Annotated in this window: 12 protein-coding genes and 1 pseudogene; 8 read left to right on the forward strand and 5 right to left on the reverse strand. The window is 72.1% G+C overall.

All coding sequences use genetic code 11. The annotated features are described in order from the left end of the window. Nucleotides 1–89: 89 nt before the first annotated feature. Nucleotides 90–1,298, forward strand: a pseudogene (locus ABZY11_RS20365) (FGGY-family carbohydrate kinase); the annotation flags it as partial. Nucleotides 1,299–1,378: 80 nt separating this feature from the next. Further along, complete coding sequence (locus ABZY11_RS20370; RefSeq protein WP_356480470.1) at nt 1,379–2,038, forward strand: histidine phosphatase family protein; 660 nt, start codon at nt 1,379–1,381, stop codon at nt 2,036–2,038. On the opposite strand, the gene ABZY11_RS20375 is transcribed toward ABZY11_RS20370, so the two are convergent. Then, nucleotides 2,028–3,446 (reverse strand): amino acid permease, encoded by a 1,419-nt coding sequence (locus ABZY11_RS20375; RefSeq protein ID WP_356480471.1) that lies wholly within the window; start codon nt 3,444–3,446, stop codon nt 2,028–2,030. The genes ABZY11_RS20370 and ABZY11_RS20375 overlap by 11 nt on opposite strands. 443 nt (nt 3,447–3,889) lie before the next feature. Between ABZY11_RS20375 and ABZY11_RS20380 the strand changes: the two genes are divergently transcribed. Then, nucleotides 3,890–4,486 carry a biotin transporter BioY gene (locus tag ABZY11_RS20380; RefSeq protein WP_356480472.1) on the forward strand — a complete coding sequence of 199 codons (597 nt, stop codon included), beginning with the start codon at nt 3,890–3,892 and terminating at the stop codon, nt 4,484–4,486. Here the strand turns inward: ABZY11_RS20380 and ABZY11_RS20385 are convergent. Both ABZY11_RS20385 and ABZY11_RS20390 read right to left on the reverse strand, forming a co-directional pair. Continuing rightward, a complete protein-coding gene (locus ABZY11_RS20385) occupies nt 4,467–5,771 on the reverse strand; it encodes an FAD-dependent oxidoreductase (RefSeq protein WP_356480473.1) in 1,305 nt (434 codons plus the stop codon). The genes ABZY11_RS20380 and ABZY11_RS20385 overlap by 20 nt on opposite strands. 72 nt (nt 5,772–5,843) lie before the next feature. Continuing rightward, nucleotides 5,844–7,316, reverse strand: coding sequence for an amino acid permease (locus ABZY11_RS20390; RefSeq protein ID WP_356480474.1), 1,473 nt, complete (start codon nt 7,314–7,316; stop codon nt 5,844–5,846). 271 nt (nt 7,317–7,587) lie between these two features. Here ABZY11_RS20390 and ABZY11_RS20395 point away from each other — a divergent pair, with 271 nt between their 5' ends. Together ABZY11_RS20395 and ABZY11_RS20400 are read left to right on the forward strand one after the other, a co-directional pair. Beyond that, the gene (locus ABZY11_RS20395; RefSeq protein WP_072483643.1) at nt 7,588–8,076 is read left to right on the forward strand and encodes a ribose-5-phosphate isomerase; all 489 of its coding nucleotides are present in this window, start codon (nt 7,588–7,590) and stop codon (nt 8,074–8,076) included. Between the two features lie 110 nt (nt 8,077–8,186). Continuing rightward, nucleotides 8,187–8,996: a DNA-formamidopyrimidine glycosylase family protein gene (locus ABZY11_RS20400; protein ID WP_356480475.1), complete on the forward strand. Its 810-nt coding sequence runs from the start codon at nt 8,187–8,189 to the stop codon at nt 8,994–8,996. Nucleotides 8,997–9,003: 7 nt separating this feature from the next. Here ABZY11_RS20400 and ABZY11_RS20405 read toward each other — a convergent pair whose 3' ends face one another. Then, complete coding sequence (locus tag ABZY11_RS20405; protein ID WP_356480476.1) at nt 9,004–10,236, reverse strand: GNAT family N-acetyltransferase; 1,233 nt, start codon at nt 10,234–10,236, stop codon at nt 9,004–9,006. A gap of 104 nt (nt 10,237–10,340) precedes the next feature. On the opposite strand from ABZY11_RS20405, the gene ABZY11_RS20410 reads away from it, so the two are divergent. Continuing rightward, nucleotides 10,341–11,486 (forward strand): PP2C family protein-serine/threonine phosphatase, encoded by a 1,146-nt coding sequence (locus tag ABZY11_RS20410; RefSeq protein ID WP_356480477.1) that lies wholly within the window; start codon nt 10,341–10,343, stop codon nt 11,484–11,486. Nucleotides 11,487–11,652: 166 nt separating this feature from the next. Here the strand turns inward: ABZY11_RS20410 and ABZY11_RS20415 are convergent, their stop codons facing one another. Then, nucleotides 11,653–12,849 (reverse strand): cation:proton antiporter, encoded by a 1,197-nt coding sequence (locus ABZY11_RS20415; protein WP_356480478.1) that lies wholly within the window; start codon nt 12,847–12,849, stop codon nt 11,653–11,655. A gap of 293 nt (nt 12,850–13,142) precedes the next feature. On the opposite strand from ABZY11_RS20415, the gene ABZY11_RS20420 reads away from it, so the two are divergent. After that, nucleotides 13,143–13,988 carry an ABC transporter ATP-binding protein gene (locus ABZY11_RS20420; protein ID WP_356480479.1) on the forward strand — a complete coding sequence of 282 codons (846 nt, stop codon included), beginning with the start codon at nt 13,143–13,145 and terminating at the stop codon, nt 13,986–13,988. After that, complete coding sequence (locus tag ABZY11_RS20425) at nt 13,988–16,468, forward strand: FtsX-like permease family protein (protein ID WP_356480480.1); 2,481 nt, start codon at nt 13,988–13,990, stop codon at nt 16,466–16,468. The genes ABZY11_RS20420 and ABZY11_RS20425 overlap by 1 nt, the downstream gene beginning before the upstream one ends. The last annotated feature ends 3 nt before the right edge of the window (nt 16,469–16,471 follow it).

A 16,471-nucleotide genomic window follows, 5' to 3' on the forward strand; every position in this document is an offset into this window, starting at 1 on the left:
ACCGATCACCGCGCGCAGCGGCAGGTTGTTCAGGAACAGCCCCAGCACCTTGTCGGCGTCCGGTTCCTCCGGGCGGCACGCCACGGTGAGGCCGGATGCTGCTCGGCGACCGGACCGGCCGGCCGCTGACCCCGGGGGTGATGTACGACGACGGGCGGGCCGTGGCGGAGGCGGCCAGGGCCGGGACCCCGCCGAGCTGGGCACTGCCCAAGGTGATGTGGCTGCTGCGGGAGTACGGGGGAGGGGCGGGCGGTGCCGTACGGGTGATGCATCAGGCCGATCTGGTCCTGGCCCGGCTCGCCGGGACACCGCTGCCCACCGATTCCAGCCACGCTCTGAAGACCGGCTACGACCTGGAGCGGGACGACTGGCCGCGGCGGAGATTCGGGAAGCTGGGCCTGCCCGACGGGCTGTTCCCGGACGTGGTGCGGCCGGGAACGCGGATCGGTGAGGTGGGGCGGGCGGCGGCCGAGGAGACCGGTATCCCGGCGGGCACGCCCCTCGTGGCCGGGATGACGGACGGATGCGCGGCGCAGCTCGCCTCCGGTGCGCTCGCCGTCGGCTCCTGGAACTCGGTGCTCGGCACGACGCTGGTCCTCAAGGGGGTCGCCTCGTCACCGGTCGAGGACCCGGCGGGCGTCGTCTACAACCACCGCGCCCCGGACGGCAGCTGGCTCCCGGGCGGGGCCTCGGGCGTCGGCGGCGGAGCGCTGACCGCCGCCTTCCCGGCCGTGGACCCGGCCCGGCTGGACGCGCTGGCCCGCGATCACGAACCGGCGCGCGTGGTGGCGTACCCCCTGGTGGCGACGGGGGAGCGCTTCCCCTTCGTCGCGCCGGGGGCCACCGGGTTCCTGCTCGGCGAGCCCGCCTCCGACGCCGAGCACTGGCTGGCCCTGCTGACCGGGGTGGGCCTGGTCGAACGGCTCTGCCTCGACTACCTCGACCTGCTCGGAGCCCCGGCGCACGGCGCGCTCACGTTCACCGGCGGCGGCGTCCGCAGCGGGTACTGGAGCCGGCTGCGCGCCGACATCCTGGGCCGCACCGTGCGCATCCCGCAGTACAGCGAGCCCGCCCTCGGCATGGCCGTCCTCGCCGCGTACGGGGCGAGGGCCGCGCCCACCCTGCACGGGGCCGCGGCCAGTATGGTGCGGCTGCGCCACGTGCTGCGCCCGCACCCGGTGCGTGCGGCGTGGTACACCGAGCCGTACCTCACCCTGGTGGACGAACTGGAGCGACGCGGCTGGCTCCCCGGCCCGGTCGCGGCCCACGCCCGAACCCGAACGGAGCAGCAGCAGTGACCGCTCGTACCCGATCGGGCCGGCCGTGACCACCCGTACGTGATCGCCGCCATGACCGCCCGAACCCGAACGGAGAAGCCATGACCAGGAGCCCGGCCACCCTGCTGCTCGCCCGCCACGGTCAGACCGTCTGGCACGCGGAGAACCGCTACGCCGGGGTCAGCGACATCGCCCTCACCGACGAGGGCCGCCGCCAGGCCCGGCAGTTGGGCGAGTGGGCGGCCCGGAACGAGGTCGACGCGATCTGGACGTCGACGGTCACCCGCGCGATCGAGACCGCGCAGCCCGCGTGCGAGGCGCTCGGCCTCGTCCCCCGGCGCGAACACGACCTGCGCGAATGCGACTTCGGCGAGGTGGAGGGGCGCACGCTGGCGGAGTTCGCGGCCGAGCACCCGGAGCGGGCCCGGGAGTACCGCGCCGACCCGGTGGCCCATCCGTTTCCCGGGGCGGAGGACCCCAGGGCCGCGGCGGCCCGGGGGACGGCGGCGCTGCGGCGGATCGCGGACGGGCACCCGGGGCAGCGGGTGCTCGTCGTCGCGCACAACACCCTGCTGCGGCTGGTGCTGTGCGAACTGCTGTCGATTCCGCTGGGCGCCTACCGCCGGGTCTTCCCGCAGCTGCGGAACACGGCGGTGAGCGAGGTGCGGATCGGGGAGCAGGGCGGTGCGCTGCTCTCCCTCAACGTGCCCTGCACACCGGACGCGTCCGGTGTGCAGGGCGTACCGGGCGTCAGCCCTTGACGGCCGCTGCCCGCCGCTGCCGCACAAGACCGATGGCGCTGAGCACGAGGGTCAGGGCACCGGTCGCCACCAACTGGTCGCGGGTGTCCGGCTGGCGCAGCATCAGGATGAAGATGCCGACCATCGCCAGGAGCGCCACCACCGTCAGGACGGGGAAGAGCCACATCCGTACGACCAGCTTCTCCGGGGCCTCGCGCTCCAGCCGGTCGCGCAGGATCAGCTGGGAGACGGCGATGAAGATCCAGACGACCAGGATCACCGCGCCGATCATGTTGAGCAGCCACGGGAAGACGTCGTCGGGACGCCAGTAGCTGAGCAGCACGCACAGGAAGCCGAACACGGACGAGACCAGGACCGCGGTGCGCGGGACGCCCGAGGAGACCCGGCCGAGCCGCTTCGGGCCCTGGCCGCGGGCGACCAGCGAGCAGGCCATGCGCGAGGCGCCGTAGATGTTGGCGTTCATCGCGGAGAGCAGGGCGACCAGGATGACCACGTTCATGATCTCGGCCGCGCCGCTGATGCCGAGGTGGTCCAGGGCCGCGTAGAACGGGCCGACCTCCACGACCTTCGGGTCGTCCCACGGGACCAGCGTGACGACGACCGCCATCGAGCCGACGTAGAAGAGCGCGATCCGCCACATCGCCGTCCGCACGGCCCTGGCGACACCCTGCACCGGGTTCTCGGACTCGGCCGCGGCGATGGTGACGGTCTCCAGACCGCCGTACGCGAAGACCGAGGCGAGCAGCCCGATCACCAGGCCCTCGGCGCCGTTCGGCAGGAAGCCGCCCTCACCGCTGAGGTTGGCGGTGCCGGGGGCGTCCGTACCGGGCAGCACGCCCAGGATGGCCAGCACGCCGAGGACCAGGAAGAGCGTGATCGCCACGACCTTGAGGGTGGCGAACCAGAACTCGAACTCGCCGAACTTCTTCACCGAGGCCAGGTTGGTGCCCAGGAAGACCACCATGAACAGCGCGACCCAGGCCCACTCCGGGGTGCCGGGCAGCCAGCCGGTGACGATCTTCGCGGCGCCGATGCCCTCCAGACCGACGGCGACACAGAGCAGCACCCAGAACGCCCAGCCGGCGGTGAACCCCGCCCATGGCCCTATCGCACGCTCCGCGTGGACGGAGAAGGAGCCGGAGGCCGGGTTCGCGGCCGACATCTCGCCGAGCATGCGCATCACGAGCATGACCAGCAGCCCGGAGACGGCGTACGCGATGATGATCGACGGGCCCGCGGCGGCGATGCCCGCGCCCGAGCCGACGAAGAGTCCGGCGCCGATGACACCGCCGAGGGCGATCATCGACAGATGGCGCTGCTTGAGCCCGTGAGTGAGAGCCGAATCGGCCCCGGTGTCGGAGACGGCGACCGGGGAGCCCGTGGGGGGTGACGCGGAAATCCGAGACATGGACAAGCTCTGTTCGGTAGGTGAGACGTGGGGGGACGTGCGCGGACAGTCTGGGCGTGCACACCGCCGACGGGGAACCGCTGTCCGCTATACGGGCACGATGCTCACACAAGGTGCACACCCGGGTACAGCGGGGCGCCCGCCGGGCCAAGTCCGGGTCGGCGCCCGCCCGGCCGCCGGTCGATGCCGGCTGGAGTAGGCGCGGAATTGGCGGGAACCTACAGTCTTTCCCGGCGGCCCCGCCCGGCCGGATCCGGGCCGCTCCGCCCCCACCTCAGTGACGAGCATCACGCCGCCGTGTGATTGCGTACGACCCTTTGTGCGAACCTCACCAATGCCCTGGTCATCGCTTTGTGGGCCACTGATGGTGATCGAGCGTTAACCCGTGGGCTAACGTCGGGCTTCAGTCTGTCCCCACCTGCCCTCACCCCCGCGGAGTCCCGATGAGCACTGCTGCCGCCGCCCCTGCCCGCACCGGAGCGGTCCTCGCCGACCTGCTGCCCGCCGCCGGGCACCGTTACGCCGTCGACACGGCCCTGGTCCTCGGTGGCGCCGCGCTCACCGGCATCGCCGCCCAGATCGCGGTGCCGGTCCCCGGCTCCCCGGTCCCGGTGACCGGCCAGACCTTCGCCGCGCTCCTCGTCGGCACCGCGCTCGGCGCCCGCCGCGGCTTCCTCTCCCTCGCGGTGTACGCGCTGGTGGGCATGGCGGGCATGCCGTGGTTCTCCGAGGGCACCTCCGGAATGGGCTTCCCCTCCTTCGGCTACGTCCTCGGCATGCTGCTCGCCTCCGCCGTGGTCGGCGGCCTCGCCCGACGCGGCGGCGACCGCTCCGTGCTGCGCACCGCGGGCACGATGGTGCTGGGCTCCGCGATCATCTACGCGGTCGGCGTCCCGTACCTGGCGCTGGCCACCGGCATGTCGGCGAGCGCCGCGATCGCGGCCGGTCTGGTGCCGTTCCTGCTCGGTGACGCGCTGAAGGCCGCGCTGGCCATGGGCGCGCTGCCCACGGCCTGGAAGCTCATCGGCCGCCGGGGCTGACGCCGTAACTCCCTCCGAAGAGGCTCGCCGGGTCGTGACGCGACACCAGACCGGCGAGCCTCTGCCGTGTCCGCGCATCGTGGAAGCCCTCGGTCCGGTCCCCGCCGCCGAAGGAGAAGCCGAGCGACCGGCCCAGGGCGACCGGGGCGAGCACCTCGGCCACCTCCGCGTACAGGGCCCGTACCGACGCCACGTCCGTACCGTCGAGCGGTGAGAGCAGCCGCAGCAGGAACCCGGCCTCGCGGTAGGGCACCGCGTTGTCGACGGCGGGCCGTGCGGCGAGCGCGCCGCCCAGGTGGTTGAGCTGGACCACGGTCATCATCGGCGCCTTCGGCCCGGTCAGCTCCAGCACCCGCACGGCGTGCTCCTCGTCCAGACCGCCGAGCACCACGCTGTCGCCGTAGTAGGCGTGCGGGAACGGCGGGTCGCTGTGAATGGCGTGGCTGTCCGCGTACGGCAGCTCCCGCAGCGAATCCGCGAGCGCGGGCCCGATCGCCCGCAGCGGCGCGACCAGCCGCTCGCTCTCCGCCGCGCCGCCGGTGTACGCGACGCGTACCGAGACCACGTACCGGCCCCGCAGCGGCTCCGGCAGCTGTGGGACATCGGGGTACCGGATCGCCGCCAGCGAGGACGTCAGCTTGTCGGGCACGGTCCGGACCCACTCCAGATAGCCCGCGGCCACCTCGGCGGCGCCCACCCCGGCCCCGTCCCCGTCGAAGGCGACCGAGCCGCCGTACAGCCGCCCGGCCGCGACCAGGCCGATCTCCATGCCGGTCACCACGCCGAGCCGGTGGCCGCCGCCGCGCAGCGCCCAGAAGAGATCGGGTTCGCTGTCCGGGGAGACATGGCGCAGCTTCCCGTCGGCCGTCACCACGTCGAGCGTGTGCACATGGTCGGCCGCGTAGCCGAACTCCCTGGCCAGGACGGGCAGTCCGCCCCCGAGGGTGTAGGAGACCGCGCCGACCGACGGGGACGAGCCGTTCGGCGGGGCGAGCCCGTGCGGTGCGGCGGCCTCGATCACCTGCCCCCAGGTGACGCCCGCGCCGATCCGGGCGGTGCGACGGACCGGGTCGATCTCGACGGAGTCCATCCGGCGGGTGCTGATCAGGACCCCGCCCTCGACGGCGCCGGGCAAGCCGTGGCCGGTGGCGTGGACATGGACCGGGAGGCCGCGCGCGGCGGCGTCGGCCACGGCGGCCCGTACGTCCTCGGCGTGGGCGGCCTCGACGACGAGGTCGGGCCGGACCGGGAATCCGGTCTGGAAGCCGGCGGGGGCGGTGGTCATGGAAAGGCTCTCCGATCGCTCGCTCGATGGCGTTGCGAGGGAGAGCCTCTCCGGTAAACCTGACAACGGCCGTCAGGTATTGGCGGGCGTTTCCGCGTCCGTAGGGTTCTTGCGGTTCCTGACCTCGCGGACCAGCGAGATCGCCACCACCAGCGCCGCGACGAGCAGCGAGAGCAGCACCTGCTCACGTCCGCTGTCGTCGGTCAGCATGTAGACCAGGACGAACGAGATCATCGCGATGGTCGCCCAGGTCAGGTACGGGAAGAGCCACATCCGTACGACCAGCTTCTCCGGCGACTCGCGCAGGATGATGCCGCGCATCCGCAGCTGGGTGAAGCAGATGACCAGCCAGACGAACAGGGCGACCGCACCGGAGGAGTTCAGCAGGAACTGGAAGACGGTGTCGGGCCACTGGTAGTTGAAGAACACGGCGACGAAGCCGAAGACGACCGAGGACAGGATCGCGGCCTGCGGCACGCCCCGCTTGTTCGTCCGGGCGAACGCCTTCGGCGCGTCCCCGCGGCCGCCGAGCGAGAAGGCCATCCGCGAGGCGGTGTAGAGGCCGGAGTTCAGACACGACAGCACGGCGGTGAGGACGATGACGTTCATCACCTGTCCGGCGTGCGGGATACCGATGGAGTTGAGGGCGGCGACATAGCTGCCGTCCTTCACGATCGACGCGTCGTTCCACGGCAGCAGGGTGAGCACGATGAAGATCGAGCCCAGGTAGAAGACGGCGATCCGCCAGATCACGCTGTTGGTGGCCTTCTGGACGGCGCGCTGCGGGTTCTCGGACTCACCGGCGGCGAGGGTGACGATCTCACTGCCCATGAAGGAGAAGACGACCATCAGCACACCGGTGAGGATGGCGCCCGGCCCCTCGGGGAAGAACCCGCCGGTGTCGGTGAGATGCGCGAGACCCGCGCCGGGGTTGTCCGAGCCGGGCAGCAGCCCGAAGACGGCGAGCAGTCCGACGACCACGAAGGCAGCGATCGCCACGACCTTGATCCCGGCGAACCAGAACTCGAACTCGCCGTACGACCCGACCGAGACCAGGTTCGTCGCGGTCAGCACCACCATCACGATCAGCGCCCACGCCCACTGCGGAACGCCCGGCACCCAGCCCTCCAGGATCTTGGCACCCGCCGTGGCCTCGACGGCGAGCACCACGACCCAGAAGAACCAGTACAGCCAGCCGATCGAGAAACCGGCCCAGCGGCCCAGCGCCTGGTCGGCGTAGGCGGAGAAGGAGCCCGAGCTGGGGCGGGCCGCGGCCATCTCGCCGAGCATCCGCATGACGAAGACGACCATCAGGCCGACCAGGGCGTACGACAGCAGGATGGCCGGTCCCGCGGCGGCGATACCGGCGCCGGAGCCCACGAAGAGGCCCGCGCCGATCACGCCGCCGATGGCGATCATCGAGAGGTGGCGGTTCTTGAGTCCTGCCTGGAGCCCGTCAGAGGAGTCCGGGGTGTCCGGCCCGTTCGACCGGTCCGGCTTCTCGGGCTGTCGGCCCGGTCCGGCCAGAGTCGTCTGCGACGTCATGGATCGAATCCTTACGTTTGCGGATCACTCGGTTGCGTGACCTGCCGCCGCGGAGTGGTGCGACAGCGAGCGATGCATTGAAGCCCGGCGAACCACAAAAGCGGAACCCTTTCCTCCAGATAGTTGACCGGATCGTTGCCCGAGTGGCCTTGCTCACACCCGCTTCGCGTTTCGCGATCACGCGAGGTCCGCCGCAGATCCCGGGCGGACCGGCCGGAGGGTTCCGACCCCGATGGCGGCTACCCCGCGTCGCACGTGCCACACTCGGAGCATGCGCGTGTACCTCGGCTCGGACCATGCCGGCTATGAACTCAAGAACCACCTCGTCGAGTGGCTCACGGCCCAGGGCCACGAGGCCGTCGACTGCGGCCCCCACATCTACGACGCCCAGGACGACTACCCGCCGTTCTGCCTGCGTGCCGCCGAGCGGACGGCCGCGGACCCGGACAGCCTCGGCATCGTGATCGGCGGCTCCGGCAACGGCGAGCAGATCGCCGCCAACAAGGTCAAGGGCGTTCGTGCCGCTCTGGCCTGGAGCGAGCAGACCGCCGCCCTGGGCCGCGAGCACAACAACGCCAACGTGGTCGCCATCGGCGGCCGGATGCACTCGGTGGAGGAGTCCACCAAGTTCGTCGAGATCTTCCTCGCCACCCCGTACTCCAACGAGGAGCGTCACACCCGTCGCATCGAGATGCTGACGGCGTACGAGACGACCGGCGAGCTCCCCCCGATCCCGGCCCACCACCCGCAGCAGGGCTGACCGGCCTCCACCCCCCTGTGCCGCCGGTGCTCCCGGCGGCACAGCCGTTTCCGCACCCGGCCAGGTCCGTGCGGGACCATGTCAGTACGTCACCGAGGAGAGTCGCCGTCGTGCCCGAGGGACATACGATCCACCGCCTCGCGGCGGACCACCGGGACCGGTTCGCCGGGCGGCCGGTGCGGGTGAGCAGCCCGCAGGGCAAGTTCTCCGGCGGCGCCGCGCTGCTCGACGGCCGGACCTTCACCGACGTCGACGCCCATGGCAAGCACCTCTTCCTCGGCTTCGAGGGCGCCGGCTGGGTCCACATCCATCTGGGCCTGTTCGGCAAGCTCGGATTCGGTACGGTCCCGGCCCCGCTGCCCACCGACACGGTCCGGCTGCGCCTGCTGAACGACGAGCACCACGCGGATCTGCGCGGCCCGACGGCCTGTGCGCTGATCACCGATCCGGAGAAGCGCGCGATACACGACCGCCTCGGACCGGACCCGCTGCGGACCGACGAGGACGGCGAGCGGGCCTGGCTGCGGATCTCGCGCAGCCGGATCACCGTCGCGGCCCTGCTGATGGACCAGAAGGTCATCGCGGGGGTCGGCAACGTCTACCGCGCGGAGGTGCTGTTCCGGCACGGGATCGACCCGTACCGCCTCGGCCGGGACCTCACGCGCGCGGAGTGGGACGCGGTCTGGGCGGACCTGGTGGTGCTGATGCGCGAGGGCGTGCGGAACAACCGGATCGACACGGTCCGCCCCGAGCACCTGCCGGAGGCGATGGGGCGCCCGCCGCGGGTCGACGACCACGGCGGCGAGGTGTACGTGTACCGCCGCGCCCGTCAGGCCTGCCACATCTGCGGCGGCGAGATCCGCACCGCCGATCTCGCCGCCCGCAATCTCTTCTGGTGCCCGGGGTGCCAGAAGGCCTAGAGAGCTCCTAGAACCCCCGGGGCAGCCACGGGGCCGTGTCCGACAAGAACGCCGACGACGCCTCCGCCAGCGCGCCCGCCCGCAGCTCCCGTACCCGCCCGGCCAGACCCAGCGAGCTCAGCGACTCGCCGCCCAGATACGCCGAGCCCAACTCCCGTACCGAGAGCGCGAGATCGGCCGGGTCGTCGGTGCGCCGGCACGACGCGACGCCCTTCGCGTCGGCCGTGAGCCGCCAACGCCCCGCGTTCCAGGGGCAGAACGCGTCCTCCACCTCGAACACCACGTCCAGCGGGCCCCGGTACATCCGGGCCTCCAGCGCCGCCCCCAGCTCCACCAGACGCACATGGAGCGAATCGCGGACCCGGATGTTGCACCGCCGCACGTCCGACACCAGGTGCAGCACCGCGTCGTCGACCGGCCGGTTCCGGGCGTCGATCGTCGACATCAGGTCGATCTCGAAGATGAACCGCCACAACGCCGCGTACGCCGCCGGGTCCAGCGCGGCCAGATCGTGCACCCCGACGATGCCCTTGGGGCCGGCCGGCTCCCACTCCGGCTTGATGCGGTACGTGACATAGCCGACGATCTCCCCGTCCCGCTCCGCCAGCACGCACTGCTGCGCCGAACTGCCCTGCTGGGAGGAGACCGGGTCGACCATCGACTTCCGTTCCCAGCCGGGCGCATGGGCCGGCGTACCGGGACGGCCGGACACCAGCCGCGCGTACACGCCCTCGCACGCGGCCATCGCCTCGTCCGGCTTCGCGTGGCGCAGCCGCACCTCGTCCGTGCCCGGCGGCACCGTCAGCCGGACCCGGTCCTTGTCGATCGTCATGGACATCTGCCGCGAGGCGGTGCCGTAGCCGAACCGGCCGTAGATCACCGGTTCCGAGGCCGTCAGGACGGCGATCGGCTCGCCCAGCGCACGGATGTCGTCCAGCTGCCTGCGCATCATCGAGGTCAGCAACCCGCGCCTGCGGTGGGTGGAGGCGACGCTCACCATCGTGATCGCGGCGGCGGGCACCAGCGCCCCGCCGGGCACCGCGACCCGGAAGCTGAACGCCCCTGCCGTGGCGACGACATCGCCGCCGTCCCAGATGCCGATCGACCGCTCGTGCTCGGTCAGCTGCTCGAACAGCTCACGCTCCTCCGGGGGCTCCGCGACGCCCCCGAACGCGAGTTCCAGACACTCGAACCATTCGTTCCACTCGGACGGGCGCAACACACGAAGCTCTGTAGTCATGCGCCATGCCTACCAGGGGCGCGGCAGCGGGGCGACCCGATTTCGAACGCATTGTCACGGGGTCCCTCTGCACCTGGGGCGGCCGGGTAGATAGGGTCCCGGCAATGGCCCGTCGCACAGGAGCAGATACGTACCCGGCCCGATTGCGGAAATCGGCGCACCGGGCACGCATCGCGCTGCGCAAGTCCGGTGTCGACTACTTCCGCGGCGACGGATCGGACTGGATCGCGCTGGCCGGCCTGCTGCTGACCATTCCGGCCATCACCTGTGCCACGCTGCTCGATCCGATGTGGTGCTCACCGGCCGCGCTCGTCCTGCCGATCGTCGCGGGCGGCCTGCTGCTGCGCCCGGCCAGTCTGCTGGGTCTGTACGCGACCGCCGCCACGGCCCTGATCGTGGAGTCGGTCGGACTGGGGCCGTACGCCGACGGTCCGGCCACGGTGACCCCCGGAATCGTCCTGGTGGTCGCGGCCTGCGGCTTCTTCGGGCTGGTCCTCGCCCAGTTCCGGGCCAGGGTCGGCGTGCCGTGGCGGCGCGGCGGCACCATGCTCTTCGACCTGCGCGAACGCATCCGGGTACAGAGCGCTTTGCCCAGGCTGCCGCAGGGCTGGCACCGCGAGATGGCGCTGCGCCCGGCGGGCGGGCAGTCCTTCTCCGGGGACTTCGTCGTCGCCGCCCGCACCAACGGCGGACGGACCCTGGAGGCCGTGCTCACCGATGTCTCCGGCAAGGGCATGGACGCGGGCTCCCGCGCGCTCCTGCTGTCCGGGGCCTTCGGCGGTCTCCTCGGCTCGCTGCCCCCGCACGGCTTCCTGCCGGCGGCCAACGGCTATCTGCTGCGCCAGGACTGGGACGAGGGGTTCGCCACCTCGATCCATCTGGTCCTGGACCTCGAATCGGGCGACTACGAACTCCTGTCGGCCGGACACCCGCCCGCCCTCCAGCTCCACTCGGGCAGCGGCCAGTGGGAGGAGAAAGCGGCCGAGGGGCCGCTGCTGGGGGTGTACGACGGGGCGCAGTTCGACGCCGTGAAGGGCTCGCTGGCCCCCGGCGACGTACTGATGCTGTTCACGGACGGCCTGGTCGAGGCGTCCGACCGCGATATCGCGGAGGGCATCGACCGGTTGACCGGTGAGGCCGACCGCTATGTCGCCACCGGCTTCGAGGGTGCGGCCTGGCACCTGATCGAGGCATGCGCCAAGGACGTCAACGACGACCGGGCGCTGCTGCTGTTGTCGCGCAGATCCTGAGCCGTACGTTCTGCTGCCGCACGGACCCTGAACCGTACGCAAACGGCCCGAACCAGGCGCGGGTCAACGGCGATCGACCCATCACCGGAACGTGGACACTGTGCGGTTGCGGGTACGGGGAAGACCCTGGGCCGTTCCCCGCACCCGCAGCGCAGTGGGCGTCGCCTCAGGCCGGGACCGCGAGTTTCCCGGCGCCGTCGTCGCTGTCGCTGTCCTCACCCCGGCCCCGCCCGCCGGGCAGGATGCGGGCGAGCCAGTGCGAGCGCCCGGCCGCCAGCGGTGCGAGGACCGCGAGCAGGAGCACATAGCCCGCGATGAACGGGGAGAGCCGCTCGTCCAGCCCCGCGGCCGCCGCCATCGTGGCGAGGATCAGGGCGAACTCGCCGCGCGCCACCAGCGTGGTGGAGATGTTCGCCGTGGCCTGCGGGCCGAACCCGTACACCTTCGCGGCGGCGAGGCCGGCGAAGACGTTCATCGCCAGGGTCACCGCGACGGCGGCCAGCACCGGCCAGAGCACGGTCGGAAGGTCGCCCGGGTCGATGGAGAGCCCGAAGGCGAAGAAGAAGATCGCGCCGAAGGCGTCACGCAGCGGGTGGACCAGCTTGAGGATGCGTTCGCCGGAGGTCGTGCTGCCGAGCATCAGGCCGACCATGAAGGCGCCGATCGCGTCCGCGACCCCGAACCACTCCGAGACGCCCGCCACGAAGACCGCGGCGCCGAGGAAGGAGATGACGAGGAGTTCGTCGTCCCGGGTGCTGATCAGCTTGCCGATGACCCTGGTGCCGAACCGGGCGGCCAGCGCGAGCAGCAGCAGGAAGCCGAAGGCCTTGCCGCCGTCGACCGCCGCGGCGGAGAGGCTGTCGGCGCCCGACAGGATCGGCTGGAGCGCGGCCAGGTAGAGGGCGAGGAAGACGTCCTCGACCACGATGATGCCGAGGATCGGCTTGGTCTCCGGATTGCCGATCCGGCCCAGGTCGACCAGGACCTTGGTGACGATGGCCGACGACGAGAAGCCCAGCACACCGGCGAGGACCAGCGCTTCGGACGTGCCCCAGCCCAGCGCGAAGCCGAAGCCGAGCCCGGCGCCGACGTTCAGGGCGAGATAGGTGCCACCGGTGATCGCCATCCTGCGGCCGCCGGCCTTGAGGTCGTCGAGGTGGAATTCGAGGCCGAGGTAGAAGAGCAGCAGCACCAGACCGAGTGCGGAGAGCATCTCCAGGTCGTGCGGGTCGGCGACGAGCACGATGCCGGGTGTGTGCGGGCCGAGCAGGATTCCGGCCAGGATGAACAGGGGGATGGTCGGCAGTCCGATGCGGCTGCCGACGCGGGCGAGAACGGCGGCGGCCAGGAAGGCGCCGCCCATGGCGATGAGCGTGTCTGCGTGTCCGATGAGCCCGATCCTTCGTTAGGTCAAGAGAACGTCAAGAAAGCGTCAGTAATTAGTTTACCGAACGATTGACCTTGCAACTGTGTGCCCCCTTCCGGCGCTGCCCCGGAAGCCCCTGCCGGACCTGCCGAGATCCGCCGCCCCCCGATCGGACCTGGGGTTTGCCCCACCCCCGATCCGCCAGCAGCCGCCATGTTCCGGACCCGCCCCGGTCCATAGGTTCGAATCACGGTCGAAGAGCGGCCGACGGGCAACGGAAGGCGGACATCATGGGGCTGCGACGCACCAGGCAGCGCGCGCAGGACAGGCAGTACACGACGGACATCCACCAGGGGTCCGGGCCCGCGGACCTCGCCGTCGAACTGCGCGGCGTCCGCAGGCAGTACGGCCGGGGCAGCTCCGTAGTCCACGCCCTGCGGGGCATCGACCTGGCCCTCCCGCGCTCCACCTTCACCGCCGTCATGGGGCCCTCCGGCTCCGGAAAGTCGACCTTCCTCCAGTGCGCGGCCGGACTCGACCGCCCCACCGAGGGCTCCGTACGCCTCGGCGGCACCGAGATCACCGGCATGAGCGAGAACCGGCTCACCGAACTGCGCCGCACCCGCCTCGGCTTCGTCTTCCAGTCCTTCAACCTGCTGCCGTCCCTGACGGTCGAGCAGAACGTCGTGCTGCCCATGCGGCTGGCCGGACAGCGCACCGGCTCCGCCCGCAGCCGCCGCGAAGCCACCGAGATGCTCACGCGGGTCGGCCTCGGAGACAAGGGCGACCGCCGCCCCGGCCAGCTCTCCGGCGGACAGCAGCAGCGCGTCGCCGTCGCCCGCGCCCTGGTCACCCGGCCCGACGTGATCTTCGCCGACGAGCCCACCGGCGCCCTCGACACCACCACCGCCGCCGAGATCCTCGCCCTGCTCCGCAACGCGGTGGACGGCCTCGGCGCCACCGTCGTCATGGTCACCCACGACCCGGCGGCCGCCGCCTACGCCGACCAGGTGCTCTTCCTCGCCGACGGCGCGATCGCGGACAGTCTGCCGCGCGCCGGCGCCGCACAGATCGCCGCCCGGATGACCGCGCTGACCGCACGGAACGCCCCCGCCCACGCAGGAGCAGCAGCCTGATGTTCACCCCGCACGCCCCGAACGGCCTCGCCCGCGCGGCCGTCCGCTTCAAACCCTCCTCGTTCGTCGGGACCTTCGTCGCGCTGCTGCTCGCCGCGGCCATCGTCTCCGCCTGCGGCGTCCTGCTGGAGACCGGGCTGCGCGCCTCCGTCCCCGCGGACCGCTACGCCAAGGCCCCCGTGGTCGTCGCCGCCGACCAGCGGGTCCACATGACGGTCGGCAGCGGCGAGGGCGAGTACGACGCCGCCACCCCCGTACCGGACACCGCACGCCTCCCCGAATCCGTGGTGCGCAAGGTCGCCTCCGCCCCCGGCGCCGCAGCCGCGATCGGGGACGTCAGCTACCCCGTTCATCAGGACGGCACTCCCCTCACCGCTCACGGCTGGGGCTCCGCCGCCCTCACCGGCACGCGGCTGCTCACCGGCGAAGCGCCCCGGGCCGGCGAAGTCGTCGTCCCCGCAGGCGCCAAGGACCGGACCGGCGAGAGCATCACCCTCGACACACCCGTGGGAGCCCGGGAGTTCCGCATCGCGGGCACCACCGCCGCCGACGGCACCGTCTGGTTCACCGACCGGCAGGCCGTACAGCTCTCCGGCCACCCCGGCCGGGTCGACGCCATCGCCGTGCTCGCCGCCCGGGGCACCACCACCGACGTCCTCGCCGACCAGGTGCGCGAGGCCGTCGGCCACACCGCCCACACCCAGGTCCACACCGGCGACGACCGGGGCGGCGTCGAGGACGCGGCTGTCGTGGACGCCGAGGAACTCCTCATCGGCCTCGGCGGTTCCTTCGGCGGCGTCGCCGCCATGGTCGCCGTCTTCACCGCCGCCGGTACGGTCGCCCTCTCGGTCGGCCAGCGCAGCCGCGAATTCGCCCTGCTGCGCGCCATCGGAGCCACCCCGCGCCAGCTGCGCCGCAGCATCGCCACCGAATCCCTGCTCATCGCCCCGCTCGCCGGAGCGCTCGGCTGCCTGCCCGGAATCGTCCTGGCCCGCTGGTGGTTCGGGCAGCTCCAGGACAAGGGAGCCATCCCCGGGCCCATCGATCTGCACGTGTCCTGGCTGCCGTTGACCATCGCCACGGCCACCACGATGCTCACCGCGCTGGGCGCCGGATACTTCGCCGCCCGCAAGCCGTCGAAGATCAAGCCGGGGCTGGCTCTCGCCCAGTCCGCGGTGGAACGCCCCCCGTTCGGCTGGATCCGCACCCCGCTCGGCATCACCGCCCTGATCGGTGGCGGAGCCTTCGCGGGCGTCGCCGCCTCCACGAGCGGCGAGGACGCGGCGAACGCGGCACTCGGCGTCGTCATGTTCTTCATGCTCGCGGTCGGCCTGCTCGGCCCGCTGATCGCCCGGATCTGCGCCGCCGTCATCGGCCTCCCGCTGCGCGCCGCGGGTGCGCCGGGCTCGCTGGCCGCCGCGAACTCCCGGACGAACTCCCGCCGGCTGGCCTCCGCGATCACCCCGATCGTGCTCGCCATGGCCTTCTCGTCGACGCTCGTCTTCATGCAGACCAGCCAGGAGCGGGTGACCGCACACCAGCAGCGCGACGCCATCACCGCCGACCACATCGTCTCCGCCCCGGCGGGACTCGGCTCCGACGCCACCGCACGGGCCGCCGCCACCCCCGGTGTCTCCGCCGCCGTCGGTCTGCTCCGCGGCTCCGTCCTGGTGCCCACCGGATCGGGCGGGGACCGGAGGCTCCAGAACACCTCCGCCCAGGGGGTCGTCGGCTCCGGCGGCGACCTCGCCAAGGTTCAGGACCTCGACGTCCGGACCGGATCGCTCACCGGCCTGCGGCCCGGCACCGTCGCCATCGACACCACCCTCGCAGGCTCCACGAAGCTCGGCACGGGCGACCGGCTGGCCCTGCGCCTCCCGGACGGCACCAAGGCCTCACCGAAGATCGTCGCCGTCTACGGCCGCGGCCTGGGCACCAGCCTCGTCACGCTGCCCGCCGACGATCTGAAGACCCACGTCACCTCCCCGTACGCCTCGGACGTGCTGGTACGGGCCACCCCCGCCGCCGCACAGGAACTCACCGCGCTCGGCACCGTCACCGACCGCTCCGGCTACGCCGCCGCACAGGACCAGAACCGTGAGCTCAACGCCTGGGCCAACACCGTCATGGCCGCGGTGCTCGGCGGATTCGCCGCCATCGCCGCCGTCAACACCCTGGTGATGACCGTCCTCGACCGCCGCCGCGAACTGACCATGCTGCGCCTGGTCGGCTCCACCCACCGTCAGGTCATGGGCATGATCCGCTGGGAGGCGCTGCTGGTCACGGTGGCCGGCGCCGGTCTCGGCACCGCCATCGCACTGGCCACGCTCTTCCCGATGATGAAGGGCCTGACGGGCGAGTCACCGTACATCCCGCCGGTGCTGTACGGGACCTTCGTCGCCGCGACCGTCGGGGTCGGCCTCGCCGCCACGGTGCTCCCGGCCCGGGCGGCCCTGCGCTCAGCGGCCGCCCGTCCGTAGAGT

Source organism: Streptomyces sp. NPDC006510, assembly GCF_040611955.1.
GTDB lineage: Bacteria > Actinomycetota > Actinomycetes > Streptomycetales > Streptomycetaceae > Streptomyces.

Bases quoted from the DNA above. Each gene is read 5' to 3' on its own strand.
- ABZY11_RS20415 (WP_356480478.1), bottom strand. From the start codon at position 12,849: ATGGGCGGCGCCTTCCTGGCCGCCGCCGTTCTCGCCCGCGTCGGCAGC.
- ABZY11_RS20380 (WP_356480472.1), top strand. From the start codon at position 3,890: ATGAGCACTGCTGCCGCCGCCCCTGCCCGCACCGGAGCGGTCCTCGCC.
- ABZY11_RS20425 (WP_356480480.1), top strand. From the start codon at position 13,988: ATGTTCACCCCGCACGCCCCGAACGGCCTCGCCCGCGCGGCCGTCCGC.
- ABZY11_RS20395 (WP_072483643.1), top strand. From the start codon at position 7,588: ATGCGCGTGTACCTCGGCTCGGACCATGCCGGCTATGAACTCAAGAAC.
- ABZY11_RS20410 (WP_356480477.1), top strand. From the start codon at position 10,341: ATGGCCCGTCGCACAGGAGCAGATACGTACCCGGCCCGATTGCGGAAA.
- ABZY11_RS20370 (WP_356480470.1), top strand. From the start codon at position 1,379: ATGACCAGGAGCCCGGCCACCCTGCTGCTCGCCCGCCACGGTCAGACC.
- ABZY11_RS20405 (WP_356480476.1), bottom strand. From the start codon at position 10,236: ATGACTACAGAGCTTCGTGTGTTGCGCCCGTCCGAGTGGAACGAATGG.
- ABZY11_RS20390 (WP_356480474.1), bottom strand. From the start codon at position 7,316: ATGACGTCGCAGACGACTCTGGCCGGACCGGGCCGACAGCCCGAGAAG.
- ABZY11_RS20385 (WP_356480473.1), bottom strand. From the start codon at position 5,771: ATGACCACCGCCCCCGCCGGCTTCCAGACCGGATTCCCGGTCCGGCCC.
- ABZY11_RS20375 (WP_356480471.1), bottom strand. From the start codon at position 3,446: ATGTCTCGGATTTCCGCGTCACCCCCCACGGGCTCCCCGGTCGCCGTC.
- ABZY11_RS20420 (WP_356480479.1), top strand. From the start codon at position 13,143: ATGGGGCTGCGACGCACCAGGCAGCGCGCGCAGGACAGGCAGTACACG.